23 protein-coding genes are annotated in these 26,626 nt (G+C 68.3%); 7 read left to right on the forward strand and 16 right to left on the reverse strand.

Annotation, left to right across the window (positions count from 1 at the left end; genetic code table 11):
- Positions 1 to 7 precede the first annotated feature (7 nt).
- A complete protein-coding gene (locus tag WS78_RS22155; protein ID WP_059576473.1) occupies positions 8 to 583 on the forward strand; it encodes a S24 family peptidase in 576 nt (191 codons plus the stop codon).
- Here WS78_RS22155 and WS78_RS22160 read toward each other — a convergent pair.
- Complete coding sequence (locus WS78_RS22160; protein ID WP_059575987.1) at positions 573 to 1,529, reverse strand: queuosine precursor transporter; 957 nt, start codon at positions 1,527 to 1,529, stop codon at positions 573 to 575. The genes WS78_RS22155 and WS78_RS22160 overlap by 11 nt on opposite strands.
- Positions 1,530 to 1,548: 19 nt before the next feature.
- Positions 1,549 to 2,352: an NADPH-dependent 7-cyano-7-deazaguanine reductase QueF gene (queF, locus tag WS78_RS22165; RefSeq protein ID WP_226377286.1), complete on the reverse strand. Its 804-nt coding sequence runs from the start codon at positions 2,350 to 2,352 to the stop codon at positions 1,549 to 1,551.
- A 1,296-nt stretch (positions 2,353 to 3,648) separates the two neighbouring features.
- Here queF and WS78_RS22170 point away from each other — a divergent pair.
- The gene (locus WS78_RS22170) at positions 3,649 to 3,852 is read left to right on the forward strand and encodes a hypothetical protein (protein ID WP_082745296.1); all 204 of its coding nucleotides are present in this window, start codon (positions 3,649 to 3,651) and stop codon (positions 3,850 to 3,852) included.
- A 230-nt stretch (positions 3,853 to 4,082) separates the two neighbouring features.
- Here the strand turns inward: WS78_RS22170 and WS78_RS22175 are convergent, their stop codons facing one another.
- From WS78_RS22175 to WS78_RS22205, 6 genes are all read right to left on the reverse strand, one after another.
- Positions 4,083 to 4,703 carry an SCO family protein gene (locus WS78_RS22175; protein ID WP_038753981.1) on the reverse strand — a complete coding sequence of 207 codons (621 nt, stop codon included), beginning with the start codon at positions 4,701 to 4,703 and terminating at the stop codon, positions 4,083 to 4,085.
- Positions 4,700 to 5,536 (reverse strand): formylglycine-generating enzyme family protein, encoded by an 837-nt coding sequence (locus WS78_RS22180; RefSeq protein ID WP_059575980.1) that lies wholly within the window; start codon positions 5,534 to 5,536, stop codon positions 4,700 to 4,702. Before WS78_RS22180 ends, WS78_RS22175 begins: the two co-directional genes overlap by 4 nt.
- Positions 5,537 to 5,560: 24 nt before the next feature.
- Positions 5,561 to 7,120, reverse strand: a complete 1,560-nt coding sequence (nirK, locus tag WS78_RS22185) for a copper-containing nitrite reductase (RefSeq protein ID WP_059575979.1) — start codon at positions 7,118 to 7,120, stop codon at positions 5,561 to 5,563.
- Positions 7,121 to 7,601: 481 nt separating this feature from the next.
- Positions 7,602 to 8,042 carry an SRPBCC family protein gene (locus tag WS78_RS22195; protein WP_038753973.1) on the reverse strand — a complete coding sequence of 147 codons (441 nt, stop codon included), beginning with the start codon at positions 8,040 to 8,042 and terminating at the stop codon, positions 7,602 to 7,604.
- Positions 8,043 to 8,085: 43 nt separating this feature from the next.
- The gene (locus tag WS78_RS22200; RefSeq protein WP_059575977.1) at positions 8,086 to 8,928 is read right to left on the reverse strand and encodes a phosphoenolpyruvate hydrolase family protein; all 843 of its coding nucleotides are present in this window, start codon (positions 8,926 to 8,928) and stop codon (positions 8,086 to 8,088) included.
- A gap of 2 nt (positions 8,929 to 8,930) precedes the next feature.
- Positions 8,931 to 10,148 carry a Tm-1-like ATP-binding domain-containing protein gene (locus WS78_RS22205; RefSeq protein WP_059575975.1) on the reverse strand — a complete coding sequence of 406 codons (1,218 nt, stop codon included), beginning with the start codon at positions 10,146 to 10,148 and terminating at the stop codon, positions 8,931 to 8,933.
- Between the two features lie 112 nt (positions 10,149 to 10,260).
- Here WS78_RS22205 and WS78_RS36165 point away from each other — a divergent pair, with 112 nt between their 5' ends.
- Positions 10,261 to 11,280: a TetR/AcrR family transcriptional regulator gene (locus tag WS78_RS36165; RefSeq protein ID WP_059575973.1), complete on the forward strand. Its 1,020-nt coding sequence runs from the start codon at positions 10,261 to 10,263 to the stop codon at positions 11,278 to 11,280.
- A 290-nt stretch (positions 11,281 to 11,570) separates the two neighbouring features.
- Here the strand turns inward: WS78_RS36165 and nadE are convergent, their stop codons facing one another.
- From nadE to WS78_RS22245, 6 genes are all read right to left on the reverse strand, one after another.
- A complete protein-coding gene (gene nadE / locus WS78_RS22220) occupies positions 11,571 to 12,425 on the reverse strand; it encodes an ammonia-dependent NAD(+) synthetase (protein ID WP_059576470.1) in 855 nt (284 codons plus the stop codon).
- A 67-nt stretch (positions 12,426 to 12,492) separates the two neighbouring features.
- Positions 12,493 to 13,395 carry a DMT family transporter gene (locus WS78_RS22225; protein ID WP_052145194.1) on the reverse strand — a complete coding sequence of 301 codons (903 nt, stop codon included), beginning with the start codon at positions 13,393 to 13,395 and terminating at the stop codon, positions 12,493 to 12,495.
- Between the two features lie 91 nt (positions 13,396 to 13,486).
- On the reverse strand, positions 13,487 to 13,672 hold the full coding sequence (locus WS78_RS22230; RefSeq protein ID WP_038753957.1) for a hypothetical protein: 186 nt from the start codon (positions 13,670 to 13,672) through the stop codon (positions 13,487 to 13,489).
- Between the two features lie 669 nt (positions 13,673 to 14,341).
- The gene (locus WS78_RS22235; protein WP_059575969.1) at positions 14,342 to 15,379 is read right to left on the reverse strand and encodes a Zn-dependent oxidoreductase; all 1,038 of its coding nucleotides are present in this window, start codon (positions 15,377 to 15,379) and stop codon (positions 14,342 to 14,344) included.
- 59 nt (positions 15,380 to 15,438) lie between these two features.
- On the reverse strand, positions 15,439 to 16,647 hold the full coding sequence (manD, locus tag WS78_RS22240) for a D-mannonate dehydratase ManD (RefSeq protein WP_038753951.1): 1,209 nt from the start codon (positions 16,645 to 16,647) through the stop codon (positions 15,439 to 15,441).
- A 21-nt stretch (positions 16,648 to 16,668) separates the two neighbouring features.
- Positions 16,669 to 17,394, reverse strand: a complete 726-nt coding sequence (locus tag WS78_RS22245; RefSeq protein ID WP_059576467.1) for a GntR family transcriptional regulator — start codon at positions 17,392 to 17,394, stop codon at positions 16,669 to 16,671.
- A gap of 173 nt (positions 17,395 to 17,567) precedes the next feature.
- On the opposite strand from WS78_RS22245, the gene WS78_RS22250 reads away from it, so the two are divergent.
- The 4 genes from WS78_RS22250 (at position 17,568) to WS78_RS22270 (ending at position 24,040) form a co-directional block, all read left to right on the forward strand.
- Complete coding sequence (locus WS78_RS22250) at positions 17,568 to 19,037, forward strand: mannitol dehydrogenase family protein (RefSeq protein WP_059575967.1); 1,470 nt, start codon at positions 17,568 to 17,570, stop codon at positions 19,035 to 19,037.
- Between the two features lie 324 nt (positions 19,038 to 19,361).
- Entirely contained in the window at positions 19,362 to 20,660 is a 1,299-nt protein-coding gene (locus WS78_RS22255) for an MFS transporter (RefSeq protein ID WP_038753987.1), read from the forward strand.
- Positions 20,661 to 20,898: 238 nt separating this feature from the next.
- Positions 20,899 to 21,657, forward strand: coding sequence for a DeoR/GlpR family DNA-binding transcription regulator (locus WS78_RS22260; protein ID WP_059575965.1), 759 nt, complete (start codon positions 20,899 to 20,901; stop codon positions 21,655 to 21,657).
- 586 nt (positions 21,658 to 22,243) lie between these two features.
- Positions 22,244 to 24,040 carry a phospholipase D-like domain-containing protein gene (locus tag WS78_RS22270; protein ID WP_059575963.1) on the forward strand — a complete coding sequence of 599 codons (1,797 nt, stop codon included), beginning with the start codon at positions 22,244 to 22,246 and terminating at the stop codon, positions 24,038 to 24,040.
- 349 nt (positions 24,041 to 24,389) lie between these two features.
- On the opposite strand, the gene WS78_RS22275 is transcribed toward WS78_RS22270, so the two are convergent.
- Positions 24,390 to 25,088, reverse strand: a complete 699-nt coding sequence (locus WS78_RS22275) for a TetR/AcrR family transcriptional regulator (protein ID WP_038753939.1) — start codon at positions 25,086 to 25,088, stop codon at positions 24,390 to 24,392.
- A 52-nt stretch (positions 25,089 to 25,140) separates the two neighbouring features.
- A complete protein-coding gene (locus tag WS78_RS22280; protein WP_059575961.1) occupies positions 25,141 to 26,433 on the reverse strand; it encodes an NAD(P)/FAD-dependent oxidoreductase in 1,293 nt (430 codons plus the stop codon).
- Positions 26,434 to 26,626: the final 193 nt, after the last annotated feature.

The raw sequence follows: 26,626 nt of genomic DNA on the forward strand, positions 1-26,626 counted from the left end.
GCGCGGCATGGCGAAGCTCGGGCGAAGGCGGGTCTCTGCGCCGCATCGACGCGCGCCGCAGGCGCGTCAGACCGGCATCTCGCCGGCGACCTTGAGCCGCGTGCTGTCGATGTCGACCGAAGATCCGCGCATCAGCACCGTATTGGCGATCGCCGACGCGCTCGCTTCGACCGTCGGGTATCTGCTGCATAGCGAGCGCGTCTACCCGATTCCGATTCTCGAATGGGACGAGATGCTCGATTTCTCGCGCGGCCATGACAACGCCGCCCGCAACACGCGATGGGTGACGGTCGATACGCCGCGCGGCCCCGGCGCGTTTGCGGCGCGTACGAAACCGTCGATGGCGCCGCGGTTTCGTGAAGGGTCGGTCGTGATCGTGGAGCCGGGCCTCGCGTTTCGCGACGCTCAGGTGGTCGTCGCCGCGATCGACGGCGGCGAGCCGGCGCTGCGCCGCGTGATCGAGGACGGCGAGGCCGTCCGGCTCAAAAGCGTCGGCGCGCCGCACGCGCAGACGGTCGACGCTTTCGGCCGGGGCGTTGCGGTGCTCGGCGTCGTGACCGAGTCGCGCCTCATCAATCCTTGAACGAGAATGGATTGAAGCTCGTGTGATAGTCGTAGTAGTCGATCTGATCCACGCGCTTGAGGCGCTTCGACACGGTCGTGACGACGGGCAGCAGCACGAGCTCGTAGATCAGCTTGAAGGCTATCTGGATGCCGATCATCGTCAGCACGACGTCCCGCGGCAGCCGCCCCCAGAAGAGGATCGCGCAGAACAGCGTGCTGTCGATCACGATCGCGACGCCGGTGCTCGACACGATACGCGCCCACAGATGGCGGCCGGCCGTCGCGATTTTGAGTTTCGCGAGAAACGTCGTGTTGATGAACTCGCCGCAGAAATACGCGACGGTCGACGCGACGAACGTTCGGGCGAATTCGAGCGCGAGCGCCGGGTATGCGGCGGCGAGCGTTGGGTTTCGCGCCTCCCAGCTGGGCAACGCGGGCGGCAGCGACAGCAGCCAGGTGCCGATGATGAACATCAGGTTCACCGCCAGCCCGCCCCAGATCACCAGGCGGCTGACGCGATATCCGTAGACCTCGGTGATGATCGTGCTGAACGCGTAGGTCATCGGAAACGCGATCAGCGCCGCTGGAATGCCGAAGCTGACGGCGCCGAGAAGCGGCAGCCCATCGATCCTGAGCTCGATGACGCGCGCGCCCGTCACGTTCGACAGCATCAGGAAGCCGACATAGACAAGCGCGAGCAGCAAGACGGCGGGCGTCAGTCGATGCTTGAGCGTCGGGAAGTACGACAGCGGGACGAGCCTGTCCGTGTAAGTGGCGGCGTTGAGAAAGCCGATGTGCGCGACGTCCTCGCGCGAGAACTTGCCGAGCCACGATTTCGTGTTCAGCTCGCGCGGCGACATCTTGAAGGTGGCGCCGGAATCGCACACGCGCACCAGGACGAGCAACGCATCGTTGTCGAGCGACGGCTCGATGACGTCTGCGATTTCATGAGAAGCGTATTCCATGATCGGCCTGCGAGGCGGGCTATTGTCGGATCAAGCGCAGATTCGGCACGTCGTGCAGCGGCTCGCTGCTGCGAACCGGGTTGATGTCGATGCCGCCGCGGCGCGTGTAGCGGGCCGCGACGGTCAGCCGTGCGGGCGCGCATCGTTGCTGAATGTCCTTGAAAATCCGCTCGACGCATTGCTCGTGGAATTCCTCGTGATTGCGAAACGACACGACGTACCTGAGCAGCGCCTCGCGATCGATGCGCCGGCCTTCGTAGGCGATCGAGACCGTACCCCAGTCGGGCTGTCCCGTCACGAGGCAGTTCGATTTCAGCAGGTTCGAATAGAGCGTTTCGCGGACCTGTTCGTCATGCGTCGCGAGGAGCCGCCGGTCCACGTCGAATGCGTCGATCGCGATGTCCTGCTCGTCGATCGACGTGCCGGCCGGCGTGCCGATGTGGCGCGCGGCGGCGCGCTCCAGCGGCTCGAGCGTGACGGAAACGGGCGCGCCCGCGCAGCGCGACAGGTCTTGCGCGGCGATGCGCTCGACGTCAGCCGGAGTCTCGAACGACGTGTTGTTGAAGGTGTTGAAATACAGCTTCATCGATTTCGACTCGATCACGTTCGGCGATGCGCACGGCACGACGATCGTCGCGATCGCGACGCGCGGCACGCCGCGCGGCGTCAACCACGAGAGCTCGTAGTGGTTCCACACGTCGACGCCGAAGAACGGCAACGGGCCCGTGATGCCGATTTCCTCGCGCTTGATCGTGCGCGGAATCGCGAAAAGCTTCTCCGGGTTGTACGTGGATTCGTACTTGGATTGCTTGCCAAGCTCCATGGCGCCTCGGTTCGGCGATGAATTCATGTTTTTGGGATTCCTGGTTTCGGTATTTCGATTCTCGATCAACCAAATTCGGTCGTTCAGGCGCGTGGACGGAAGAACCTTGTTCATTCGACGAGCTTCGGCATGATACCCGATGGTTCCGTTGTTAATCGGCGAGTAAAACGGGATCTGCGAGAGATTATGCGATCAATCCGGAAGGCCGATTCATTCGTTTTTTTGATCGGGATGGTTTCGATTGTTTTGTGTTTTGGCGGAGGGCGTAAAGTTTGTGGAAATGAATTAAAGATATAAATAATATATGTTCGATTATCCATTTGTGCATGTTGGACATGAATGGTTGTGGGCGCGTGCACATGGCTTGTGCCGAGTGTGGTGCCGCTCGGTCGGTTACGGAGGGAGTACCTGTTAGATCTACGAGTTTCGATGGGTTGCCAATTCATCCATATTATCTCCCTTAAGATAATTATTGTTTTTGCAATATGGAAATAGGCTTGACGCAGTAGCTGTCTGAGTTATTAAAAGAGAAGTTGCAGGTCGTGCTTGTAATTCGTCTGTCGAATGACGAAGCCAGCGAAAAAATGCTCAGATCGCGGACGCGATTCGATGTGTCGATGAAATCCCAGGTTCCGATCGCTGAGCGGAATCGTCATTGACAGGGAAATCGGTCAGTCGAAATGCTGGAGGAGCGCCGAAAGGGTTCAGGTCGAGGCAATGCGATAGGTCGATGCGGCCCGGTAGATGGACAAGATCGGGATGCGGCGGGGATCAATCGATCAGTTGAATCGATGCTCGCGCCGGGTGGAAGGAACGGGCAATTCGTGGGGCGCTGCCTGTATGCGTGGCCGCCGGGCGGCGTGGCGGAGGCTGCGGGGATTCAGTGAGCCTCGCTTAAGAAGGCGACGACGAGATAAACCGGCTAGGGCCTGCTCCCGCTAATAACGGGCTTGCGAACGTGCCTTTGCGCCCGCATGGCAAGGAGAGAGGAGGCGCAATAGCCGTCGCTATTGCAACGACGAACGACGCCGCCATGCGGGCGCAAAGGCACGTTCCCGTGATCGAAAAAATCCGTCGAGGGGCTGGCCGCCAGAAGGGCCGATCGCTGCGCCATGCTCCTCGCGAATACGTCGAGTATTCGCTTCGTCGCAATCCTTGCGCTCGGCCCTTCTGGCGGCCAGCGCAAGCCCGTTATTAGCGGGAACAGGCCCTAGGCCGATGTGCGGACGTTGCTCCGGATTTGACTGACGGATGCGCGTGAGAGAGCACGATCGCTGGCCGAGCTTCACGGCGACGATGGCGGCGCTGCATGCTCGCATCGGCGGCAGCCGCCGTGACATGCGTGACGAGCGCCGATCGCTCGGCCCGGGCAGCGTGTTGCGCGCGCAAGCATTTTCATGCGGGCACGCGCGCACGGCGTTCGTCCATTTTCATCACGCCACACGCAGCTTGTTCGCGCCCGGCTGTGTCGGCGCGCCTGATCTGTCCGGCATCCGATGATCGATCCGCGTGAAAACGGCCGCAAAGAAGGCAAGCCGTGATCGCGCGATGAGTTAGGCCGCCGCCTGTCAGCCCTTCCGATCTGCCTCGGAACAGGCGGCTTTCGCGATCGCCGTGATCGGCGATCGCTTTTTTATTTCGACGCGTGCGCGCTGGCCGAAGCGCGCACGCTCTACGCCGCGCCGCGCCGCGCCGCGCCGCACACCGCACACCGCACACTGCGCTTCGCCTCATTGCGCGGCGAGCTGTCTGCGCATCGCGTCGACGAACGCCGGGTCCGTCTCGCCGAGCGTGTTCGTACGCGCGACGATGCGGCCGTCGGCGTCGAGCAGCACGATCGTGCTCGAATGATTGAACTCGCCGCTCGCGAGCTTCCGGTACTGAACGCCGAACAGCGCGGCGACCGTCCGCGTGTTGTCGCGGTCGGTGCGCGCGAGCCGCCAGCGCGCGTCGAGGCCGTGCGCGTTCGCCGTCTTGCGCAGCACCGCGACCGAATCGCGATCGGGATCGATCGTCACCGCGACGACCTTGATTCGCTTGCGCGCCGCTTCGCCGCCCGCGTCGAGCGTGAGGCCGATCGTCTCGAACAGCATCGGGCACACCATCTTGCACGACGTATAGAACATGCTGACGAGCGTCGGCGTTCCGCGCAAATCGGCGAGACGAAATGTTTTGCCATCCTGATCGGTCAGCAGCGTGCTCGTCTGATAGAGCGAATCCGTCGCCGCCGAGGGGGCGGCCGCGGTGGCCGCGGCCGATGTGGCGACGCCCGCGCCTCGAGCGGTCGTCGCGACGCATGCTGCGACGCACAGCGCGAGCGCGCCGCGCCGGATGCGATGTCCTGGCTTCATCGTTGATCTCCTGAAATCGAACGGGCGCAGCGAAAGCCGAGGCTTCCGGTCGAATCCGCGCCGGTGAGGGAAGACAGCAGCGCGACGCGCATCAGCACCGCATAGCTGTCGCGGCGCACGATGCTGATCGCGCCGGCGCCGCAGAATCGTTGCTGGTCCGGGTCGCCTTGCGTGCGACTGTCGCCGCTGATGAAGAGCGCATTGAAATCGTCGACCCATTCCCAGATCAGCCCGTGCAGGTTGTATGCGCCGTAGACGTTCGGCACGCCGCCGACGGGCGGCAGCACGCGCGCGGCAGGCTGTTCGTACCACGACAGAATCTGCCGGCGCCACAGCGGATCGTTGCGCGCGTCGGGGCGCGTCGCGTCGGCCGCCGCCGCGTATTCCCATTCGAGCCACGTCGGCAGCCGCGCGCGTTCGCTGGCGCAGTACGCACGCGCGGCGAACCAGCTGACGCCCGTGACCGGCGCGTCGGGCGGCGTTTGCGGCGCCGCATGCAACGGATCGGCCCAGTCGGCGAGATACGCGGGCCCGGCGAACACGCGCGCGACGCGGTCGCGCCGCCATTCGGGATGCGCGCTCACGAACGCCGAGAACGCGCGGACGGTCACGGGCGTGTCCTGCAACTCGAACGCGTCGATGCGAACGGGCGTCGAGCGGCCTGGGACGTCCTGCGGCAGCGCGCTTTCGAAGTCGCCGCCCGGCAGCCGCACGAAGCGCGCGGCGTGCGCGCCGCCCGCGGCGAGGGCAAGCGCCGCGGCGACGATCGCGATGCCGGCCAGCCGGGCCGCGCTCGCGGCGCAACACATGGACGACGGTTTCGAGGCGCGCATGGCGGTTCTCCCCGATGTCGGCGGTCAGTGCGACGCTTCGGCGACGGCGGGCGTCTTCGCGCGCGCCTTCGCGACTTCGTCCGCGCCGATCCGGCCGCCCGGATTGTTCCAGCTGTTGAGCACGTACGTCAGCACGTTCGCGACTTCGTCGTCGGTCAGCTGCGCCATCGGCGGCATCGCCGAGTCGTAGTCGCGGCCGTTGACCGTCACCTTGCCGTTCAGCCCGTGCAGCAGGATGCCGATCGCGCGCTGCGGATTCGCCGCAAGGAAATCGGAGCCGGCAAGCGGCGGGAACACGCCCGGCAAGCCGGTGCCGCCGCTCTGATGGCACACGGCGCAAGTGCTCGCGAACACCGCGCCGCCCGCTTTCACTTGCGCCGGCAGTGACAGCGGCGCGCCGCTCGTCTTGACGAGCGAGGCGCCGCCTTTCGTGCCGTCTTTCGTGCCGGCGGCCGCCGCCGGCGATCCCGTTGAACCCGATCCCGCCGCGGCGTTGACGCTGTCGCCGCTATAAAGCGTATCGAGCTCCTTGCCCGAATAAATTGCTTTGTTGTCCGGACCATCGACTTTCAGGATCGCGAGCGCGCCTTTGTTGAACGCGCGGAAGATCGAGTGATCGACGAACGTATAGTTGCCCGGCACGCGCGTATGGAATTCGATCGTCGCCGCGCCGCCCGCCGGAATCAGCGTCGTCTGCACGTCGTTCTGCGTGACGCTGGAGCCGTCCGCGCGCACTTTGTCGAACACCGCGCCGATCACGTGGAAGCTCGACACGAGATTCGGCCCGCCGTTGCCGATGAAGAGGCGCACCGTCTCGTCGGTGCGCGCGCGCATCGCCTTGTCGCCCGTCAGCGCGCCTTCGGCGCCGTTGAAGACGACGTAGGTCGGGCGCTCGTCGATCGCCTTGTCCATGTCGAACGATTGCAGCCCCTTCTCGCGATATTTGCCGTTCGTGTAGAAATCGCCCTGCATCACGTAGTACTCGTGGTCGACCTTCGGCAGCCCTTCGGGCGGCTCGACGAGAATCAGGCCGTACATCCCGTTCGCGACATGCATGCCGACGGGCGCGGTCGCGCAGTGATACACGAAGAGCCCTTCGTTCAGCGCCTTGAACGTGAAGCGCGATTCGTGGCCGGGCGCGGTGAAGCTCGACGTCGCGCCGCCGCCCGGCCCCGTCACCGCGTGCAGATCGATGTTGTGCGGCATTTTGCTGTCCGGACGGTTCTTGAGATGGAACTCGACCGTGTCGCCTTGCCGCACGCGGATGAAGTTGCCGGGCACCGCGCCGCCGAAGGTCCAGAACGTGTAGTTCACGCCGTCCGCGATCGGCATCACTTTCTCGATCACTTCGAGATCGACGATGACTTTCGCCGGATAGCGGCGAGCGATGGGCGGCGGCACGTTCGGCGGGCTCACGAGCGTCGCGTGGATCGGCTCGCCTTGCGGCGGGCCGAAGTCGCCGGGAATCTTGCCGGATGCGCTCGCCGTTGCGGCATGCGCGCTCGTCGCGACGACGGCGCCGAACAGGACGGACAGGAACGTGGCGCGCAGTTGGCCACGGATCGATTGCAGGTCTTCTTTCATGATTAGCCCCTCGCTGGCTTCGTTTCCTCCAAGCTATCGATCGCGAGGCAGGCGAGTATTGATGCGCAGCAAATGCATCTTTGTGGGCAGGCGCGGGGCGGCGAATAACTTAATCCAGATGAATTTCTGGAGAAGCGGCTGCGCCCGCTTGTCGCAGGTATTGCGGTGTGCGAACGGATCGCGCGTTACGCGCGATCCGTTCGTCTGCTGCGTGGGGATGCGCCGTCGTGCGCGGCGCGCTTGCGGATAGAAAGTGGCCGACCGGTCACGGTCGGCCAAAAAGGTTCCGGCTTTATCCGAGGGCCATTGCCAGAACCCGAGAAACGGCCGGCGGCGCTGCGCCGCCGTGCCGCCGCGCCGCGCATGGGCGGTGCGGCAAGGCGGCGGCGAAGCTCGCCGGCAAGCCGCGCGCGATGCCCGCGATGGGCGGCGGCGCGACGAAACGGCACGGCTGCGTGCGACACGTCAGCGCGCACGCAAGTCAGCGCACGCGCAACCTGTCCGCGAGCGAGCGGAACCCCGCCGCGAACACGTGCTCGCTGATCGACGCCGCGACCGGCTGCAACTCGACGCCTTGCGTCGTGAAGTTCGCCCACCATTGCGCGAACGTCTTGCCCGAATCGGTGACGGGGAAGAGCTCCACGCCTGCGACATAGTCGCGCACCGGCATCGACGTCTCGATGATCGAATACTCGAGCGCGTGATTCGGTTCGTCGAGCTTCAGCAGTTTTTCGCGGACGTAGCCGTCCGACAGCGTCAGATGGCGGATCGCGCCCACCGTGTAAGCGTCCGGGCCGGGCTCGAGCCGGCTCTCGACGATCGCCGGATGGAACGCGGCGAGGCCGTCGAAATCGCGGAAGAACGCCCAGACGCGCTCGATCGGCGCGTCGATGACACTGCTGGCGAAGGAGGTGTGGTTCATCGTCGTTCGGTTTCTCGTGCAAGGCGCGCGCTTCGCGCGCGGGTCATGACGCGACGCGCCTGTCGATCTCCTTGAAGCGCCGCGTCATGTCGGTCAATGCGGTTTCGGCGGGCAGGCGCTCCATCGAGCTCGCGCCGTAGAAACCGTGGCACTGCGGACACGCGCGCAGGATGTACGCGGCGTCCTCGGGCGACGCGATCGGGCCGCCGTGGCAGAGCACGATCATGTCGTCGCGCACGGATTTTGCCGCATCGGCCCAGTTGCGCACGAGCGGCACGCAATCGGCGAGCGTGCGCGCGGTGTTCGCGCCGATCGTGCCGCCCGTCGTGAGGCCGAGATGCGCGACGACGATGTCCGCGCCGGCTTCGGCCATCGCGATCGCGTCGGCTTCGCTGAACACGTAAGGCGTCGTCAGCAGGCCCTTGCCGTGCGCGAGGCGGATCATGTCGACTTCGAGCGCGTAGCCCATCCCGGTCTCCTCGAGATTCGCGCGGAAGTTGCCGTCGATGAGGCCGACGGTCGGGAAGTTCTGCACGCCGGAAAATCCGAGCCGGATCAGCTCGTCGAGAAACGCGTCGAAGTTGCAGAACGGATCGGTGCCGTTCACGCCGGCGAGCACGGGCGTCGACTTGACGACGGGCAGCACCTCGCGCGCCATGTCGACGACGATCTCGTTCGCGTTGCCGTACGCGAGCAGGCCCGCGAGCGAGCCGCGCCCGGCCATCCGGTAGCGGCCCGAGTTGTAGATCACGATGAGGTCGATGCCGCCCGCTTCCTCGCATTTCGCGGACAGGCCCGTCCCCGCGCCGCCGCCTATGATCGGCTCGCCGCGCGCAATGGCCGCGCGCAGTTTCTCGAGGATCTCGGCGCGTGAAAGTCTCTTCATCTTCAATTCCGGTGTGCTGCGAGAAGCGATAAGAAGTGTTCGACGGCGACGTCGGCGAACCGTGGATCGTTGATGTGCGCGGGCACGCGCACGAGGCGGCGGCGCTCTGTCTGGACGACCGTCGCCTCGAGCGCGTCGAACAGCGCCGCGTCGGCTTCCGGGCTCCAGAACGCCTGGCCCGGCGCGTCGAGCGCCGACACGCCGCCTTCGGGAATCAGGAACCGCACGGGGCCGTCGCACGCGTTCAGCTTCGCGCCGATCCACTCGCCGATCAGGCGGTTCTCGGCCGGCGTCGTGCGCATCAGCGTGACTTGCGGATTGTGCTTGTACAGCAGGCGGCCGGCGTAGCGGGGCGGCACCGTGTCGATGTGGCTGAAGTTCACCATGTCGAGCGCGCCGCACGAGCCGACGTACGGCGTCTTGCTGCGCGCGATCGCGTCGAAGCGATCCTCGCCGCACGCGAGCACGCCGCCCATCAGCAGGTCGCAGACTTCGGTGGTGGTGAGATCGAGCACGCCGTCGAGCAGGCCGCTGTCCGCGAGCTTCTCCATCGCATGGCCGCCGTTGCCGGTCGCGTGGAACACGATGCAGTCGAAGCGCGCTTCGAGCCGCGACGTGACCGCCTGGATGCACGGCGTCGTCACGCCGAACATCGTCAGGCCGAGCGCGGGCTTCAGGTCGCCGGGCAACGGCTGCATGTCGCGCACCGCGCCCGCGATCATGTGCGCGCCGTTCGCGAGCACCTGGCGCGAGATCCGGTTCAGGCCGGCGACGTCCGTCACCGAATAGAGCATCGCGATGTCCGACGAGCCGACGTACGCGGACACGTTGCCCGACGCCATCGTCGAGATCATCAGCTTCGGCACGCCGACGGGCAGCGCCTGCATCGCCGGCGTGACGAGCGCCGTGCCGCCCGAGCCGCCGATGCCGATCAGCGCGGCGACGTCGTCGCGGCTCGCGAGGTAGCGCTCGAATGCGACCGCCATCGCGGCGATCGCGCGGCCGCGATCGTCGCAGAATACGGCGGACGCGCCGTCCGGATGGTGCGCGGCGACGATGTCCGCGCCGATGTCGGCCGCGAGGCCCGGCGTGCGGGTCGATAGGTCGACGACGACCGCCGAAAGCCCCGATTCGACGATCCGGTCCTTGACGAAATGCGCTTCCGCGCCTTTTGTATCAACGGTTGCCGCAACGTAGATCTGTTTACGGTGGGGTACCATTTGGTCTCCTTCGCCAATCGTTCGTTTGTCGCACGATGTCACCGCGATTCGATTCCGCGATCACTTTAACATAGATGAGACGGCCGTCTCAGCGGTCGTCCTCACAAAACACATGCCAACTACCGAATCCGCACCGGAACCGCTGTCCGAGACTCGCGCGCAGACCCGCGAGCTGCTGCTGCAAACCGCGCTGTCGATGCTCGAGCAAGGCTGGTTTCCGTCGATCACCGAGCTCGCGAACGCATCCGGCGTGTCGCGCGCGACCGCTTACCGTTATTTCCCCTCCCAGGCGGCGCTCGTGAGCACCGTCGTCGACGAAAGCCTCGGGCCGGTGCTGCAATGGCGGCCGACGTCGACGTCGGTCGAGGCGCGCGTCAACGAGTTGCTCGACTTCGCGTATCCGCGGATGGAGCAGCACGAGGGCGCATTGCGTGCCGCGCTGCAGGTCGCGCTGCATCAATGGGCGAACGAGCGCGCGCGGCGCGCGCAGGACGAGCCGAAGTACCGGCGCGGCAATCGCCGCCGGCTGCTGACGCTCGCGGTCGAGCCGATGGTGCAGGCGGGCGTCGATCCGGCCGCGGCCGCGCGGCTCGCGCAGGCGCTGTCGCTGCTCTACGGCACCGAGGCGATGGTCGTGCTGAAGGACATCTGGGGGCTCGACTTCCAGCAGTTCATGACCGTCGTCAAATGGATGAGCGCGGCGCTCGTGCGGGCGACGCTCGCAGAGACGGGCGGCGCGGATTCGGCCGCGAGCGGCGCCGTTCCGGCCGGGCGTGCCGAGGCTGCGAGCGATGCAGGCGCGAACGCCGGCGCCGGGGCGGGCGGTGTGGGGGCCGGGGGGCGCGATGCGGGTTCGGCGCGCAGCGTCGGCGCGGCCGGTGACGGCGCGGGTGCGCGGCGCGGCGTCGAGCCCGCGGCGGGCGCGGATGCGGATGCGGCGAGTGCGATCGAGCCGGCCGGCGGTGCCCGTGCCGCGGACGACACGGCCGCGGCGAGCGGCGGCGCTGCGCCGGGCGGTGCGGATCACGCGCACGAAACCGGCGGCCCGGGCGGCCCGGGCGTCGAGGACGGCACGCGCGCATCGCCGGCTTCCGGATCGCCGGCTCCGGGCGGCGGCGAGCGCGATGGCTGAATGGCGAGCCGTCAATGCAGCAACTGGCGCGAGGCGCGAGGCAGGCACTGCAAATCGGGAGTCAGCGGCAACAAGCCGGAAGCGCAGTGCCAGAGGCCGGAATTCGGAAGCGAAAGGCCAAGAAACGGGAGCCCGGAGCCGCACGCCACCGTCGTCGCGAACGCGAATGCGTGCCCGCGCCGACGAGACCGCATCGGATTGCGCCGCGCGATGCGAAAGCCGCCGTCGACGTGAAAGCCGGCCGCACGGCGCATCGAAAAAACGATACCGAATGGACATCGTCTGCGCGCTTACGTCGCGCGGCCCGGCCAATCGAACATCGTGTAAGGCAGCGCGCGTTTGTGGCGTGTCGCGTCGTAGAACCGCAGCACCGTCTCGCTCACCGCTTCGTCGGCCGGCTTGCCTTCGAGGAAGTCGTCGATCTGCTCGTAAGTGACGCCGTATGCGTGCTCGTCGGGCAGTTGCGGGCGCAACGTTTCCAGATCGGCGGTCGGCGTCTTCGTCACGAGCCGCTCGTCCGCGCCGAGCGTGCGCGCGACCTCGCGCACGCGGCGCTTGGTCAGGCCCGCGAGCGGCAGCACGTCCGCGCCGCCGTCGCCGAATTTCGTGAAGAAGCCCATCACCGATTCCGCCGCGTGATCGGTGCCGATCACGACGCCGCGCCGCGCGCCCGCGGCCGCGTATTGCGCGATCATCCGCTCGCGCGCCTTGATGTTGCCGAGCACGAAGTCCTGGTGCGCGTGGTCGAGATACGCGAGGCCGCCCGCGGCGAGCACGGCGAGCATCGCGTCGGCGGCGGGCTTCACGTCGACCGTGAGCGTTTCGTCCGCGCGCACGAACGCGAGCGCGCGCTGTGCGTCCGCTTCGTCATGCTGCGCGCCGTACGGCAGCCGCATCGCCACGAAGCGCGCGTCGTAGCCCGACACGCGCAGCCGCTCGACGGCCAGTTGCGCGAGCCGGCCCGCCGTCGACGAATCGACGCCGCCGCTGATGCCTAGCACGTAGGCGCGCAATCCGGCCGCGCGCAGGTAGTCGGCGAGGAACGCGATCCGGCGCTCGGCTTCGTCGTGCGCGTCGAACGACGGCGAAACGTGCAGCTCGGCTGCGATCGCCTGCTGGCGGGCGGCGTGATCGGGGCGGGACATCGGCGCGCTCCTCGGCGACGGAATCGAAGGTTCGATCATAGGCGGATTCGCGCGCGCACGCCGGCCGTCAACGGCGGCGCGCGAGCGTGACGCCGGCGAGCGCGGCCGCGAAGCCGGCGATCTGCAGCGGCACGAGCGTTTCGCCGAAGAATGCGTAGCCCTGCAGCGCGGCGAGGGGCGGCGCGAGGAACAGCAGCGATGTCGCGCGCGCCGCCTCGCCCCGCCGCAACATCGCCATCAGCAGCATCACCGCGACGCCGGACAGCATTCCGACGCCCCATGCGAGCGAAACCCACAGCGCGGGCGTGCCGTGCCAGCGGGTTTCGCCGAGCACGACGGCGGCGGCGCCGGCGACGAGCGCGGCGCCGAAGTTCTGCAACGCAACCGCGGTGCGCAAGTCGGTCTGCGCGAGCGAGGTTTTCTGATAGAGCGAGCCGGCCGTGATCGACGCGACGGCCGCGACCGCGATCGCGACGACGACCCATGCGGGCGCGCCGCCCGCCGTCGCGGGGGCGGCGTCGAGCTTCGGCGCGAGCACGAGCGCGACGCCCGCCACGCCGAGCGCCATGCCGAGCCAGCCCCGCGCGGACAGCCGCTCGCCGAAGAGCGGCGCGGCGAGCGCGGCGGTCGCGAGCGGTTGCAGCGCGCCGAGGAGCGCCATCACGCCGGCGTTGAGCCCTTGCGCGACGGCCCAGTAGCTCGCGCTCAGATAGACGCCTTGCAGCAGCGCCCCTGCGAACAGATGGCGTCCCCAATCGCGCCGCGCGGGCCACGGCGCGCGGACGGCGAGCGCGACGCACGCATAGAGGAGCGCGGTGCCCGAGAAGCGCGCGAGCAGATACAGGTTCGGATCGGCGTAAGGCTTGATCGCGCGGGCGACGATGAAGCCCGTGGACCACAGCGCGACGAACGCCGCGGCGGCGAGAGAAGCGGAAACCGGCATGCGAAGCGGACCGGACGAAGCCGGCATGACGTGGAAGCCGCCGAGTATCGCGCACCCGGGCGCGGCCGTCTTGTCGGATTCTGCACAGCCGGCGGCTGCGCGCGATCGCGGCCCGGCGTCAGTCGATCGAGAACGTATCGAGCGGCTGGTTCGCGCTCGCTTCGGTCGCGAAGCGCGCGTTCAACTGCTGATGCAGCCGGCGCGCTTCGTCGAGCGTGAGATCGATCCAGTACGGATCGCCGGCGGCGTCGTTGAGCCGTTCAGGCGGGAACTGGATTTCGAGGACGATGCCTTTGCGGTACATCGGTGCACCCCTGTCGGTTGGCTGGTGGTCGAGCCCGCGAGTTTAGCAACGTGCGGCGAAGGCGATTGCCGCGCGACGCGAAATACTGAATTGCTCGTTCGTGTGGGCCGCCGGTTCGGGTCCTCCGTTTTGGGGGCTTCGTTTGGTTCGTCCGTTCTGTTCGTCCGTCTCGAAGGCGCGCGTCGGCTGCGAAGGGAGGTTGCCGGAGTGGAGTGCGGGTAGCGCTTGATTCGGCGCGTTGCCCCGAACGATCGCGATAGCGCTTGAGCTCGGCGCGGGTTCGCTGCGCGTCGTTCCCGTATCGATCGCGAAGCCATGACGCTGCGGGCGGCCGCGCGACGCGCGCCTGAGCATGGCGTTCCCGGCGCATCGCGCGTGCGTCCCGTCCGAAATCGCCGTGCGCCGCGCGTGTCGAACTGCGTGTGGCGCCGCACGAATCCCCGCGTCGCACGGTTGGCTGTCGACCGCGCGCGGCGCGACCGAGCGGCCTTGCCGGTTGGCGAACGCGCAAATGCGTATTTGCGCATTTGCGCGGATGTGCGGATGTGCGGATGTGCGGATGTGCGGATGTGCGGATGTGCGCCGCCGCCCGCGCGCCGCGTCACGCTTTGCGCGCCGCCGCAACCGTGCCCGACGAGCCGCGTCAGGCTCCGCTCGGTCTCGTGCGTTTCACTCCGGCTGCGCCGCGAAATCCAGCAGGATCTTGCAGCTTTCGCGCGGATTGCGCTCCGCGAGATCGAACGCATGCGCGACGTCGCGAAAATCGACCTTGTGCGTGACGATGTGCTCCGGATGCACGAGCCCCTTGGCGATCCATTCGATGACCGGCGCGAACATCGCGCAATTGAGCCGCGACGCGCACAGCGTCAGTTCTTTCTTCGTCAGCTCGGCCTGCACGATCGACGACGGCTCCGACGAGAAGCCGAGCACGCCGATCCGCCCGGCGGGCGCCGCGAGCCGCACCGCTTCCTCGAGGATCGACGGATGGCAGACGGCGTCGAAGATCAGCGTCGGGCCGCCGTCGACGCCGCGCCGCAGCAGCGCGTCGGGCAGCGCTTCGGCCGCCGCGTTGATCACCTCGTCGGCCGCCGCGCCGCACCGGCGCGCCAGTTCCAGGCGCTCGTCGAGGCGATCGGTGATGAACGCGCGGATGCCGTAGACGTGCTTGAGCACCTGCAGCAGCGTGAGGCCCACCGTGCCCGCGCCGTAGATCAGCGCGACGTCGGACGGCAGCACGCCGGTGCGCGCGGTCGCGTTCGCCGCGACCGCGAACGGCTCGACGATCGCCGCGCACGTGTCGGCGATCTCGGGCGGAATCCGGTACGCGTTCGCCGCGGGCACGCAGGCGTACTCGCTGAAGCCGCCGTCGCGATGCACGCCGAGCACGCTCAGGTTGCGGCACACGTTGCGCCGCCCGATCGCGCACGCATGGCAGTGCCCGCAGCTGATGACCGGATCGACCGCGACGATCTCGCCGACGCGCGACGCGTCGACGCCCGCGCCGACCGATTCGATGCGCCCGACGAACTCGTGGCCGATGATCCGCGGATACGAGACGAACGGGTTCTTGCCGTGGAAGATGTGCAGATCGGAACCGCAAATGCCCGCATAACGCACGCGCACGCGCACTTCGCCCGCGGCGGGCGCGGGCGTCGGCAATTCACGCACGCCCATGCTATTGGGCCGGTCGACGACGACGCTCAGCATGTCCTGATTCTCCTTCGTGTTTCGTTTCGTGTAGTTCGTGCGCGCACGCGCTCACCCGCTCACCAGTTCCACATCGAGCCGTCGCGCAGGCGGGCGACGGGCAGGTAGGCGCGCTCGTACGGATATTTCGCGGCGAGCGCCTCGTCGATGTCGACGCCGAGGCCCGGCACGTCGTCCATCACGAGATGGCCGTCCTCGAAGCGATAGCTGTGCGGAAAGACTTCGTCGGTCAGCGCGTTGTGCGGCATCAGCTCCTGAATGCCGAAGTTCGGCGCCCACAGGCCGAAGTTGACGGCGGCCGCCATGCACACGGGCGACAGGTCGGTCGCGCCGTGGAAGCCCGTGCGGACCTGGTACATCGCCGCGTAGTCGGCGATGCGGCGCACGTGCGTGATGCCGCCCGCGTGGACGATCGTCGCGCGGATGTAGTCGATCAGCTGGTCGCGGATCAGATCCTTGCAGTCCCAAATCGAATTGAAGACCTCGCCCACCGCGAGCGGCGTCGTCGTGTGGCTGCGGATCAATCGGAACGCGTCCTGGTTTTCGGCGGGCGTCGCGTCTTCGAGCCAGAACAGCCGGTACGGCTCGAGATCGCGGCCGAGGCGCGCGGCCTCGATCGGCGTGAGCCGGTGATGCGCGTCGTGCAGCAGATGCGGCGCGTCGCCGACCGCGTCGCGCACCTTGCGGAAGAGCTCCGGCGTGTGGCGCAGATAGAGCGCGGTGTCCCACGGCTCCTCGGGCGGCAGGCCCTTTTCGGCGGGCTCGTACGCGCCCGCGGTCTTGCCGACGCCGTACACCTTCGACAGCCCCGGCACGCCCGACTGCACGCGGATCGCGCGGTAGCCCGCCTCGATGTGCCGATGCACGGCGTCGATCGCTTCCTCGTGGTCGCGCCCGGTCGCGTGGCCGTACACCATCAGCCCGTCGCGGCTGCGGCCGCCGAGCAGCCGATAGACGGGCATGCCGGCGAGCTTGCCCAGGATGTCCCACAGCGCCATGTCGATCGCGGCGATCGCCGTCATCGTGACGGGCCCGCGCCGCCAGTACGCGCCGCGGTACAGGTATTGCCAGATGTCCTCGATATTGCGCGGGTCGCGCCCGACGAGGCACGGAAACACGTGATCCTCGAGATACGCGCGCACGGCGAGCTCGCGCCCGTTGAGCGTCGCGTCGCCGAGGCCGTAGACGCCTTCGTTGGTGACGATCTTGACCGTCACGAAATTCCGGCCGGGGCAGGTGACGATGATGTTCAGCCGTTCGATTTTCACGCGGCTTCTCCGATGAGTGGTTCAGTCGACAAAGTAGTGCGGCGCGCGGTCGCGCACCTCGGGCAGATGGGAGCTCACGCGGTCGACGTGCACCGCGACCGACGCGCCGAGCAGCGCCATGTTGCGCGACGCGATGTGCGCGAGGATCTGCTCGTGCTCGTGCAGCGCGCGGCGCGCGTGGTCCTCGACGCGATCGAGCAGCAGCCAGCGCACGCGGTCGAACTGCCGCTTCATCGGCTGCAGCATCTCCCACACGTGCGGCCGGCCGGCGAACTCGAACATGCGGCCGTGCATCGTTTCGTCGAGCGCGAAGAAGGTGTCGACGTCGCGCGCGGCCACCGCGTCGCGCTGCGCGCCGACGAGGCGCGCGAGTTCCTCGAGCTGCGCCGGCGTGATCTTTTGCGCGAGATCGACGTGGTTCGCGCATTCGAGCGTGCTGCGCGCAAAGCGTCCTTCTTCGAGCATCGACACCGAGATCGGCGCGACGAGCGTGCCGACCTTGCGGTAGATCTGCACGAGCCGTTCGTCGGCGAGTTGCGCGAGCGCCTCGCGCACGGGCGTGCGGCTCACGTCGATCGTGGCCGAGATCACCGCCTCCGACAGCGCGGTGCGCGGCGGCAGCGCGCCGCGCACGATCGCGTTGCGCAGCAGCGCGTGCACCTGTTGCGTGTACGACGCGTCGGCGTCGAGCGCGAAGCCGTGCAGCGCCGCGACGACCATGTCTTCAGTGGATTCCTTGTCGCTCATCAACGGGTTCTTCATCAAGGGCGAGGCACAGTTCATTTCATCTTTCTACCATGGTACATCTGGTGAGAAAGGAAGCCGACTTAGCGTATACACCAATAAAACCGGGAGTGTACTCGGAATACTCTGCCGGAAGTCACATATCTACCATGGTACAAACCGCCAATTCAATCGTCATGCCGCTTCTTTCGTCCGATCAATGCCGCAATTTGCCGGCCGAGGTGTCCTATCCCCGCTACGACAGGCGCGCGCTGCGCACGGGCATCGTGCACCTCGGCCTCGGCGCGTTCCATCGCGCGCATCAGGCGTGCTACACGGAGACGCTCGTCGAGCGCGGCGACATGCGCTGGGGCATCGCGGGCGTCGAGCTGCGGCGACCGCACACCGTCGAGCGGCTCGCCGCGCAGGATCATCTCTATTCGGTCACCGAGCGCGACGGCGACGCCGCGCGCACCCGCATCGTCGGCGCGGTCCATCGCGCGCTGTTCGCGCCGCAGGCGCTCGCGCCGCTCCTCGGCCTGATCGCCGATCCGGCCGTGCCGATCGTCAGCCTGACCGTCACCGAGAAGGGCTATTACCGCAAGGCGGGCGGCGCTGAGCTCGACGCCGACGATCCCGCGATCCGCCGCGACCTGCAGCAGCCGGATGCGCCGTGGACGACGCTCGGCGTGCTCGTGGCCGGCATCCGGCGGCGTCCGGCGGGCGCGCCGCTGTCGGTCGTTTGCTGCGACAACATGCCGTCGAACGGCGACACGCTGCGCACGCTGCTCGCGCAATACGCGGAGCAGGTCGACGGCGCGCTCGCGCGGCGCATCCGCGACGACATCGCGTTCCCGAACACGATGGTCGACCGGATCGTGCCCGCCGCGACGCCCGAATCGCTCGACTGGGCCCAAGCGCGGATCGGCGTGCGCGACGAGGCGGCGATCGTCTGCGAGCCGTTCGCGCAGTGGGTGTTCGAGGACAGCTTCGCCGGCGCGCGGCCCCGCTGGGAAGAGGCGGGCGCGCTCGTCGCGACCGACGTGCGCCCGTACGAGAAGATGAAGCTGCGACTGCTGAACGGCTCGCATTCGGCGATCGCGTACGTCGGCCAATTGCGCGCGCGGCGCACGGTGTCCGATGCGATGGCCGATCCGCTGATCGACGCGTTCGTGCGCGGCGTGATGACGCGCGACCTGCTCGCGACCGTCGACGTGCCGGCCGGCTACGACGTGCACGCGTATTGCGCGTCGCTGATCGAGCGCTTTCGCAACCCGGCGCTCGCGCATCGCACCGCGCAGATCGCGACGGACGGCACGCAGAAGGTGCCGCTGCGCTGGCTGCCGGCGCTCGAGCAGAGCGCGGCGGCGGGCGTCGAGCGGCCGTATCTCGAGCGTGCGCTCGCCGCGTGGCTGCATTACGTGGAAGCGCCGCACGACGAGGCCGGCAAGCCGCTCGCGCTCGACGATCCGGGCGCCGACGCGCTTGCGCGAACCCTGCATGCGGCGTGCAGCGCGACCGACGCGGTGCGCGCGGCGCTGGATCGGCTCGCGTCGCGCGGCGCGGCGCGATGGCCCGATGCGCTGACGGCGCGCGTCGGCTCGCATCTGGAGACGTTGCGCGAGCGCGGCACGGACGCGCTGCTGAGGCCGTTGCTCGACGCTTGAGCGCGGGCGAGGCGAGCGCGGCGCTCGATGCCGTCGGTCGCGTCAGTCCGCCGTGCGCCGCCTCTTGCGTTTCATGTTTCGCGTTTCGCGCGAGACGGACCGCGCGCGAGGCCGGCCGCGGCAACGAAGACACAGAGGAACAGAGGGCCGTGGCGCGGGGCAGCGGGTGGCGAGCCGCCCGAGCGCCAGGTTGCCCGGCGGCGCGCCGCACGAACCGGTCCGCGATCGGCCCGCATTCGGTCCGCATTCGACCCGCGACCGCCGCCGCCAGCGGCGCCGACAAATCATAGGAACGCCGGCAGCGTCGGCATGAAGGAGACAGGCATGAATCAGAGAACGATGGGGTGGATCACGGTATTGCTGCTGTTCATCGTGTACGGCATCAACTATCTCGATCGCGTCGCGCTGTCGATCGTCGCGCCGATGGTGCAGAAGGATCTCGGGATCGACGCCGCGCAGATGGGCATCGTCTTCAGCACGTTCTTCGTCGGCTATGCGCTGTTCAATTTCGTCGGCGGCCTCGCGTCCGACCGGCTCGGGCCGAAGCTCGTCTACGTGCTGGCCGTCGGCCTCTGGTCGATCTTTTGCGGGATGACGGCGATCACGGTCGGCTTCGTCAGCCTGCTGATCGTGCGCCTGCTGTTCGGCATGGCGGAGGGGCCGCTCTGCTCCGCCGCGAACAAGATGGTCAACAACTGGCTGCCGCGCGAATCGGCGGCCACCGCGATGGGGCTGTTGAGCGCGGGCTCGCCGCTCGGCGGCGCGATCGCCGGGCCGATCGTCGGCATGCTCGCCGTGCAGTTCGGCTGGCGGCCGGCGTTCTGGATCGTCTGCGTGATCGGCCTCGCGTGGGTGCTCGTGTGGGTCGCGACCACGTCGGACCGGCCCGCGGCGGGTTCGGCTTCGTCCGCGGCGGGGCTTGCCGGCGCCGGCGGTGCAGTATCCGCGGCCGCGCCGCGTGCGGCCGCGGGCGGCGTCGATGCGCCGTTGCTTCGGCATTATCTGAAGCAGCCGCGCATCCTCGCGACGGGCGTCGCGTTCTTCGGCTACAACTACGTGCTGTTCTTCTTCCTGAGCTGGTTTCCGAGCTATCTCGTGCAGGCGCATCACCTGAATATCCGTGAGATGAGCGTGGCGACGGTCGTGCCGTGGCTTGTCGGCACCGTCGGCCTTGCGTGCGGCGGCTTCGTTTCGGATGTGATCTACAAGCTCACCGGCAACGCGATGCTGTCGCGCCGGATCGTGCTCGTCACCTGCCTGCTCGGCGCGGGGATCTGCGTCGCGATCGCGGGCGCGGTGCGCTCGACGCAGGGCGCGATCGCGCTGATGTCCGTGTCGCTCTTCTTCCTCTACGTGACGGGGGCGATCTACTGGGCGATCGTGCAGGACGTCGTCGCGCCCGAGCGCGTCGGCGCGGTCAGCGGCTGCCTGCATTGCATGGGGAGCCTGTCGGGCGTCGTCGGGCCGGCCGTCACCGGGTTCATCGTCGAGCGCAGCGGCTCGTTCGCGTCCGCGTTCGTGCTCGCCGGCGCTATCGCGCTGGTCGGCGCGGTGCTGTCCGCGCTCTTCCTGCGCAACCGTCCGTGCGACGCGCGCGTGTTGCGCGAAAGTCCGATTCTGTAAGGGTGGTTTGTGGTTTGCGGCGCGCGATCCGTGGTCCGTGGTCCGTGGTCCGCTGGCATTCGATTCATGCTGGCGGCAGACGGCAGACGGCAGATGGCAGAGGGCAAACGGCACATGACACGCGTGGCGCGGGCAGGGCCGGATCGGCAGGCGATCGGCGCGACTTCATCGCGCCGTACTACAATAGCCCGCCATTCGCCATCCTCGATCCGACCGCGGCCCGGCAGCGCCGCGCGCCATGCTTGCAGAACAACGTCATCGCTACATCCTGTCCGAACTCGGCCGCACGGGCGCGGTGTCGGTCGCGCAGCTCGTGAACGCGCTCGCCGTGTCGCGCGAGACGATCCGCCGCGACCTGAACGCGCTCGCCGCGCGCGGCCTCGTGATCACGACGCACGGCGGCGCGCTCGCGGCCGATCGGCATGAGCCGAGCGTGTCCGAGCGCGACGCGTCGCACGCGGACGCGAAGCGTGCGATCGGCCGGCGTGCGGCCGAATTCGTGCCCGACGGCGCGTCGGTGCTGCTCGACTCGGGCAGCACGGTCTACGCGGTCGCGCTCGCGCTCGTCGACCGCCACCGGCTGGCCATCTACACGAACGACTGGCGAATCGTCGGCGTGCTCGGCCGCCGCAACGGCAACCGCGTGACGCTCCTCGGCGGCGAGCTGTCCGAAGACGAGGACGCGACGTTCGGCCTCGACACGATCCAGCAGCTCGCGCAATACCACGTCGACTTCGCGTTCGTCGGCGCGGGCGGAATCACGCCCGACGGCACGCTCACCGATTACTCGCGCGTCGTGGCCGAGGTGCGCGGGCGGATGCTCGCGGCGGCGGCCGCGCCGATCGTGGTGGCCGATCACTCGAAGTTCGGGCGCGTGACGCCCGTGCGGATCAACGGCTCGGACGCCGCGCGCTTTCTCGTGACCGAGCGCGCGCCGGACAAGGCGACGCGGCGGGCGTTGACGTCGCGGGGGATCGAGCTCGTCGTCTGCGGTTGAGCGCCGGGGTGTCGAGCGAGCGTCGCGAGCGTGCGAGATTCCGGCGCGACGTGCGCCGAACTTCTCTCAGTCCATCGAAGCGCGGCAACGCGATGCAGCGTGGGCGGGTGCCGAGGACGATCGGTTTTCGTCGCGTGCGGATGAGCGCGGGGGTATCGAGGGAGTGTCGCGAGCGTGCGAGATTCCGGCACGGCGTGCGCCGAACTTCTCTCAATCCATCGAAGCGCGGCAACGCGATGCAGCGTGGGCGGGTGCCGAGGATGTTCGATTTTGTCGTTCGCGGGCGAGCGCCGGTGCGTCGGGCGAGCGTCTCGACCATGCGACGCATGCCTTGTTTCGTAAATCGCGCGCTGCGGGACGCCGTTGCGCCTCGCGTCGCTCCGTCTCGATCGCCCGATTTCGTCCGCCCGCCGCCTACCACGCTCGCCGCGCGGCCGTCCGCCGCGCCAAAGCCAAAGCCAAAGCCAAAGCCAAAGCCAAAGCCGAAACGACACGGAAACTTCATCGGAACGTCACACGCACGGCAAGCGCGCGTTGAACACTCATCGCTTCGACTTTGAAAGGCGATGAGCCGAGGAGGGCGGCGATGTCCGTCAGCGTGCGCAGCTATCTTTCCCCGACGTTGGTCCTGCTGGCCTTCGACTGGCCCGACGCGCGGCGTCGCGACGATTTTCTCGGCTTCGCGATCAAACGCACGCCCGGCTTCTGGACGGCGGACGGCAAGACGCGCGCCGCGACGAGCTGGCTGCCGAACCGGCTGACGTTCGACGGCCCCGCGGCCGACACGCAAGGCGACGCGCCGACCGACCAGGCGCCGATCCAGAAATTCATGTGGTGGGACGCGCGGATCGATCCGCCGGATCGCGGCCTGACGTTTCGCTACGACGTCTATCCGGTCGTCGGCACGCCCGCGTCGCTGCGCGTGCTCGAAGCCGAAGCGGGCGTGTGCAGCGTCACGCTGCCCGCGCACGTCGAGGACGGCGTCGGCACGTGGTTCAACCGCGCGGTGGTGAGCTCGCAGGCGTTCGCGAGGCAGGTCCGCGCGCTCGATCTCGCGGCCGGCGGCGCACCGTCGCCCGACGCGGCGCGGCGTTTGCGCGCGTGGCTCGCGAACGATCTGCAGGAAACCTTCGGCCTGATGCTCGGCGGCGCTGCGCGGCGCGCCGTGTCGGCCGTCTATCACCTGACCGATCCGTTGTGGGCGATTCCCGCATTCGACGCGTTCGGCCGCGCGCACGGCGCGGATGCGCTCGCGATCGTCTACGACGCGCACGAGACGAAGCGCGGCCGCGGCGAGGCGCCGCTGCCTTCGCCGAACCAGCCGGCCGTCGAGCAGTTGACGGGCCTCGCGATGCTCGCGCCGCGCGACAAGACGCGGATCATGCACGACAAATTCATCGTCGCGGGCGACGAATCCGGGCCCGCGCGCGTGCTGACCGGTTCGGCGAACTTCACGACGGAAGGCATCACCGAGCAGGCGAACGTGCTGCACACGTTCGAATCGGCGGCGCTCGCCGAGCTGTACGACGCCCGCGCGCATGCGCTCGCGTCGAATCCGGGCATTGCCGAGACGGCCCGGCTCGCGCCCGGCTGGTCGGAGCCGGTCGCAGTCGGCTCGGCGCGCGTGCGCGTGTCGTTCTCGCCGGAGCCGCGCGGCGCGCGCACGCAGATCGACACGATCGTCGACGCGATTCGCGGCGCGCAGCATTCGGTCGCGTTCTGCCTTTTCATGCCGACCGACGCCGCGCTGCGCGACGCGTGCTTCGCGGCGGGCGACCGCGGGCTGATGATGTTCGGGCTCGTCAACGCGATCAGCGCGCGCGGCGCGCAGCAGGCGGACGCGGACCAGCGCGACGGCAAGACACTCGATGCGGCGCGCCTCGCGAACCTCGAGCTGTATCACCGCAGCCGGTCGAATCGCGACGTGATCGACGCCGCGTACTTCTCGCCCGCGACGGTGCCGGACGGCTTCGAGCCGGAGCTGCGGCTCTTTCCGGGCGAGGCGCCGCCCGCCTATCCGCCCGTCGTCGTTCACCACAAGTTCATCGTGATCGATGCGGAGGGGGCCAATCCGATCGTCTACAGCGGCTCGGCGAACATGAGCGCGAACTCCGAGCACTACAACGACGAGAACCTGCTCGAGATTCGCGATGCGCGCGTCGCGGCGATCTACCTCGCGGAATTTCTGCGACTGTACGAGCACTATCGTGCGCGCGCGCTGGCGATCGCTTCGCGCGGCGAATCGGGCTCGGGAGCGGATGCGGGCGCGCGCGGCAAGCTCGCGTTGCAGCCCGATTCGCGGTGGGCGAAAAAGTATTTCGTCGCGGGCAGCCCCGAGGAGAAGGCGCGGATCGCGTTGGCGTCGCCGGCTACCGCGCGCTGACGGGCGGCGGGGCGCTGCGCTTGTATTTCACGGATCGCGTCGGCGTCGCGCGCGTTCTATCGCGACGGCGATTGCATTCCGGCCGGTTTGGCGCGCAGGCGCACAAGGATTTTCTTGGCGGGCCGGCGGCGCTGGACACGTGCGGTCAGCCCGTGCGTCGACGCCGGCTCGTGCGGCGAGCGCCGTCGCAACGCGGTGCGCAAAGCCGGTGGTCGCCGGCTGGGGGATCGGCAGGAAGGCCGCGGCGCGGATCGCGCTTCGCGCGACGCATGTTGTCATGCGGCCGCGATCGGCCCGCGACCGCGCGGTCGACGATGCAGCGGCCGCTCGGCTCGGCGACGTGCGGCGATCAGCGCGCGACGTAACGCAGCACCGTCTCGGCGATCATCGCGCGATGCCGCGCGCGCAGCCGCGGCGACGACGGGTCGCGGCCGAACGCGGTGCCGAACGTATAGCGGTTCGCGACGCGATGAAAGCAGAACGAGCTGATCAGCAAGTGCAGATCGAACGGATCGACGTCGCCGCGGAAAACGCCGCTCTCGACGCCGCGCGCGAGCAGTTCCTCGAGCGTCTTGATGATGCTGACGTTGCGGTTCTTGAACGACTTCAGCTGCTCGAGATACTTCGCGCCATGAATGTTCTCGATCGTCACGAGGCGCACGAAATCGCGGTGCTTGTCGTGATAGTCGAACGTGAATTCGACGAGCCGGCGCAGCCCTTCGTGCGGCTCCAGTTCGCCGACATGCAGCTCGAGCTCGAGCGCGCGGATGTCGCCGTAGACTTTCTCCAGCACCGCTTCGTACAGCCCTTCCTTGCTGTCGAAGTAGTAATAGAGCATCCGCTTCGTCGTGTTCGTGCGCTCGGCGATCGCGTCGACGCGCGCGCCCGACAGCCCCATCGCGGAGAACTCCTGCGTGGCGACGTCGAGGATGTTGCGCTTCGTCTGCTCGGGATCGTATTTGCGGCGCGCCTCATCGCTCCGTGCATCGGCGTCGGGCGCTGCGGCCTTGCTTCCTTGTTTCATTTTGGCGTGATCGGGCGGCGGCATGGTCGGCGCATTCTAGCACGCACCCCGATGGGCTTTTGCCCGATTCCCGGCTCTAAAAGACGGGCTTGCGGGAGCGTGAGCCGCGTCGCGCGGCGAGCGCGTCGCGCGCTTCGTACGCGCTGTACGTGAGCTGCGCGGCGGCTAGCCCGGCGAGGCCGAACGTGCGCGCGAGGCCGAACCGCGCGAAGCCGTCCGGTACGGGACGCCCTTGCGCGAGCGCCGCCGCGAGCACTTCGCCCGCGACCGTCGTCGGCGCCATCCCGTGTCCGCCGAAACCGACCGCGTGCCACACGCCGTCCGCGTCGCGGCCGATCTGCGGCATCTTGTGGCGCGCGTAGCTCATGAGGCCGCCCCATGCGAACTGCACGGCGACGTCGCGCAATTGCGGATAGACGCGCGCGAGATCGCGCTTGAGCAGCCGCGCGATCGCTTCCGGCCCGCGTTCGAGCACCGAGATGCGGCCGCCCCACAGGATGCGGGTGTCGGCGAGCGGCCGGTAGTAGTCGAACGCGAAACGGGTGTCGTAGACGGCCGATTCGCACGCGATCGCGCCGGCGAGCCGCGCGCCGAGTGGCTCGGTCGCGATCACGTAGGTCGCGATCGGCAGCACCGCGCGCTCGATGCGCGGATACACGCCGCGCGCGTAGCCGCCGCCCGCGAACACGACGCGCCGCGCGTGCACCGCGCCGCCGTCGGTCTCGACGACGAAGCCCGCGCCGTCGCGGCGGATCGCGCGCGCGGCCGAATGTTCGTGGATTCGCGCGCCGCTTCGCGCGACCGCCGCCGCGACGCCGAGCACGTACTTGAGCGGATGGAAGTGGAACGCGTTGCGCTCGAAGAGGCCGCCGTGATAGCGGTCGGTCTTCAGTCGCGTGCGCAGCTCGCATGCGTCGAGCGGCTCCCAGTCGATGCCGAACGCTTCCTTCATCAGCTTGCGCGGCGCGGACAGGCGCGCCGGATCGTCGAACCAGTTGGCGAGGATCACGCCGCCGTCGACGAGCTCGCAGTCGATGCCGTAGCGCGCGGCGCGCGCGCGGATCAGGTCGACCGCGTCGAGCGTCAAGCGATAGAGCGCGCGTGCGGACGCGGGGCCGAGCGTGCGCAGGAGGTCCGCGTTGTCGAGGCTGTAGCCGCCGAACACGAAGCCGCCGTTGCGGCCCGACGCGCCGTAGCCGACCGTCTGCGCATCGAGCACCGCAATGTCGCGCGCGCCGCGCTCGACGAGCCCGAGCGCCGTCGACAGGCCGGCGAGGCCGCCGCCTACGATGCAGACGTCGACGTCGATGCGTTCGGCGAGCGCGGGGTAGGGCGTGCGCGTCGCGGTGGCTTCGTAATAGTTCTGCATGCGTTTATCGTGCGTGGTGGAGGGGCGAGGGCGAATCGTCTGACTATCGTATCGGTTGTGTTGCGTGCGATGAAGCAGAGTCTGCACGGATGGACGGCGGCGCGCGCCGCAGACGCCCCGGTGCGCGACGGATTCGATGTCGCCATTCCGGGAGGGTTCCGCGCTTGGCGTACCGCATTGCGCGTCGGAACTC

Source organism: Burkholderia savannae, assembly GCF_001524445.2.
Lineage (GTDB): Bacteria > Pseudomonadota > Gammaproteobacteria > Burkholderiales > Burkholderiaceae > Burkholderia > Burkholderia savannae.

What these genes read in the sequence shown, in the direction of transcription:
- WS78_RS22270 (WP_059575963.1), top strand. Translation starts at nt 22,244, where the DNA reads ATGTCCGTCAGCGTGCGCAGCTATCTTTCCCCGACGTTGGTCCTGCTG.
- WS78_RS22200 (WP_059575977.1), bottom strand. Translation starts at nt 8,928, where the DNA reads ATGAAGAGACTTTCACGCGCCGAGATCCTCGAGAAACTGCGCGCGGCC.
- WS78_RS22195 (WP_038753973.1), bottom strand. Translation starts at nt 8,042, where the DNA reads ATGAACCACACCTCCTTCGCCAGCAGTGTCATCGACGCGCCGATCGAG.
- WS78_RS22250 (WP_059575967.1), top strand. Translation starts at nt 17,568, where the DNA reads ATGCCGCTTCTTTCGTCCGATCAATGCCGCAATTTGCCGGCCGAGGTG.
- queF (WP_226377286.1), bottom strand. Translation starts at nt 2,352, where the DNA reads ATGGAGCTTGGCAAGCAATCCAAGTACGAATCCACGTACAACCCGGAG.
- WS78_RS22225 (WP_052145194.1), bottom strand. Translation starts at nt 13,395, where the DNA reads ATGCCGGCTTCGTCCGGTCCGCTTCGCATGCCGGTTTCCGCTTCTCTC.
- WS78_RS36165 (WP_059575973.1), top strand. Translation starts at nt 10,261, where the DNA reads ATGCCAACTACCGAATCCGCACCGGAACCGCTGTCCGAGACTCGCGCG.
- nirK (WP_059575979.1), bottom strand. Translation starts at nt 7,120, where the DNA reads ATGAAAGAAGACCTGCAATCGATCCGTGGCCAACTGCGCGCCACGTTC.
- WS78_RS22180 (WP_059575980.1), bottom strand. Translation starts at nt 5,536, where the DNA reads ATGCGCGCCTCGAAACCGTCGTCCATGTGTTGCGCCGCGAGCGCGGCC.
- WS78_RS22255 (WP_038753987.1), top strand. Translation starts at nt 19,362, where the DNA reads ATGAATCAGAGAACGATGGGGTGGATCACGGTATTGCTGCTGTTCATC.
- WS78_RS22235 (WP_059575969.1), bottom strand. Translation starts at nt 15,379, where the DNA reads ATGCTGAGCGTCGTCGTCGACCGGCCCAATAGCATGGGCGTGCGTGAA.
- nadE (WP_059576470.1), bottom strand. Translation starts at nt 12,425, where the DNA reads ATGTCCCGCCCCGATCACGCCGCCCGCCAGCAGGCGATCGCAGCCGAG.
- WS78_RS22170 (WP_082745296.1), top strand. Translation starts at nt 3,649, where the DNA reads ATGGCGGCGCTGCATGCTCGCATCGGCGGCAGCCGCCGTGACATGCGT.
- WS78_RS22275 (WP_038753939.1), bottom strand. Translation starts at nt 25,088, where the DNA reads ATGCCGCCGCCCGATCACGCCAAAATGAAACAAGGAAGCAAGGCCGCA.
- WS78_RS22205 (WP_059575975.1), bottom strand. Translation starts at nt 10,148, where the DNA reads ATGGTACCCCACCGTAAACAGATCTACGTTGCGGCAACCGTTGATACA.
- WS78_RS22280 (WP_059575961.1), bottom strand. Translation starts at nt 26,433, where the DNA reads ATGCAGAACTATTACGAAGCCACCGCGACGCGCACGCCCTACCCCGCG.
- WS78_RS22160 (WP_059575987.1), bottom strand. Translation starts at nt 1,529, where the DNA reads ATGGAATACGCTTCTCATGAAATCGCAGACGTCATCGAGCCGTCGCTC.
- WS78_RS22260 (WP_059575965.1), top strand. Translation starts at nt 20,899, where the DNA reads ATGCTTGCAGAACAACGTCATCGCTACATCCTGTCCGAACTCGGCCGC.
- WS78_RS22155 (WP_059576473.1), top strand. Translation starts at nt 8, where the DNA reads ATGGCGAAGCTCGGGCGAAGGCGGGTCTCTGCGCCGCATCGACGCGCG.
- WS78_RS22175 (WP_038753981.1), bottom strand. Translation starts at nt 4,703, where the DNA reads ATGAAGCCAGGACATCGCATCCGGCGCGGCGCGCTCGCGCTGTGCGTC.
- WS78_RS22230 (WP_038753957.1), bottom strand. Translation starts at nt 13,672, where the DNA reads ATGTACCGCAAAGGCATCGTCCTCGAAATCCAGTTCCCGCCTGAACGG.
- WS78_RS22245 (WP_059576467.1), bottom strand. Translation starts at nt 17,394, where the DNA reads ATGAGCGACAAGGAATCCACTGAAGACATGGTCGTCGCGGCGCTGCAC.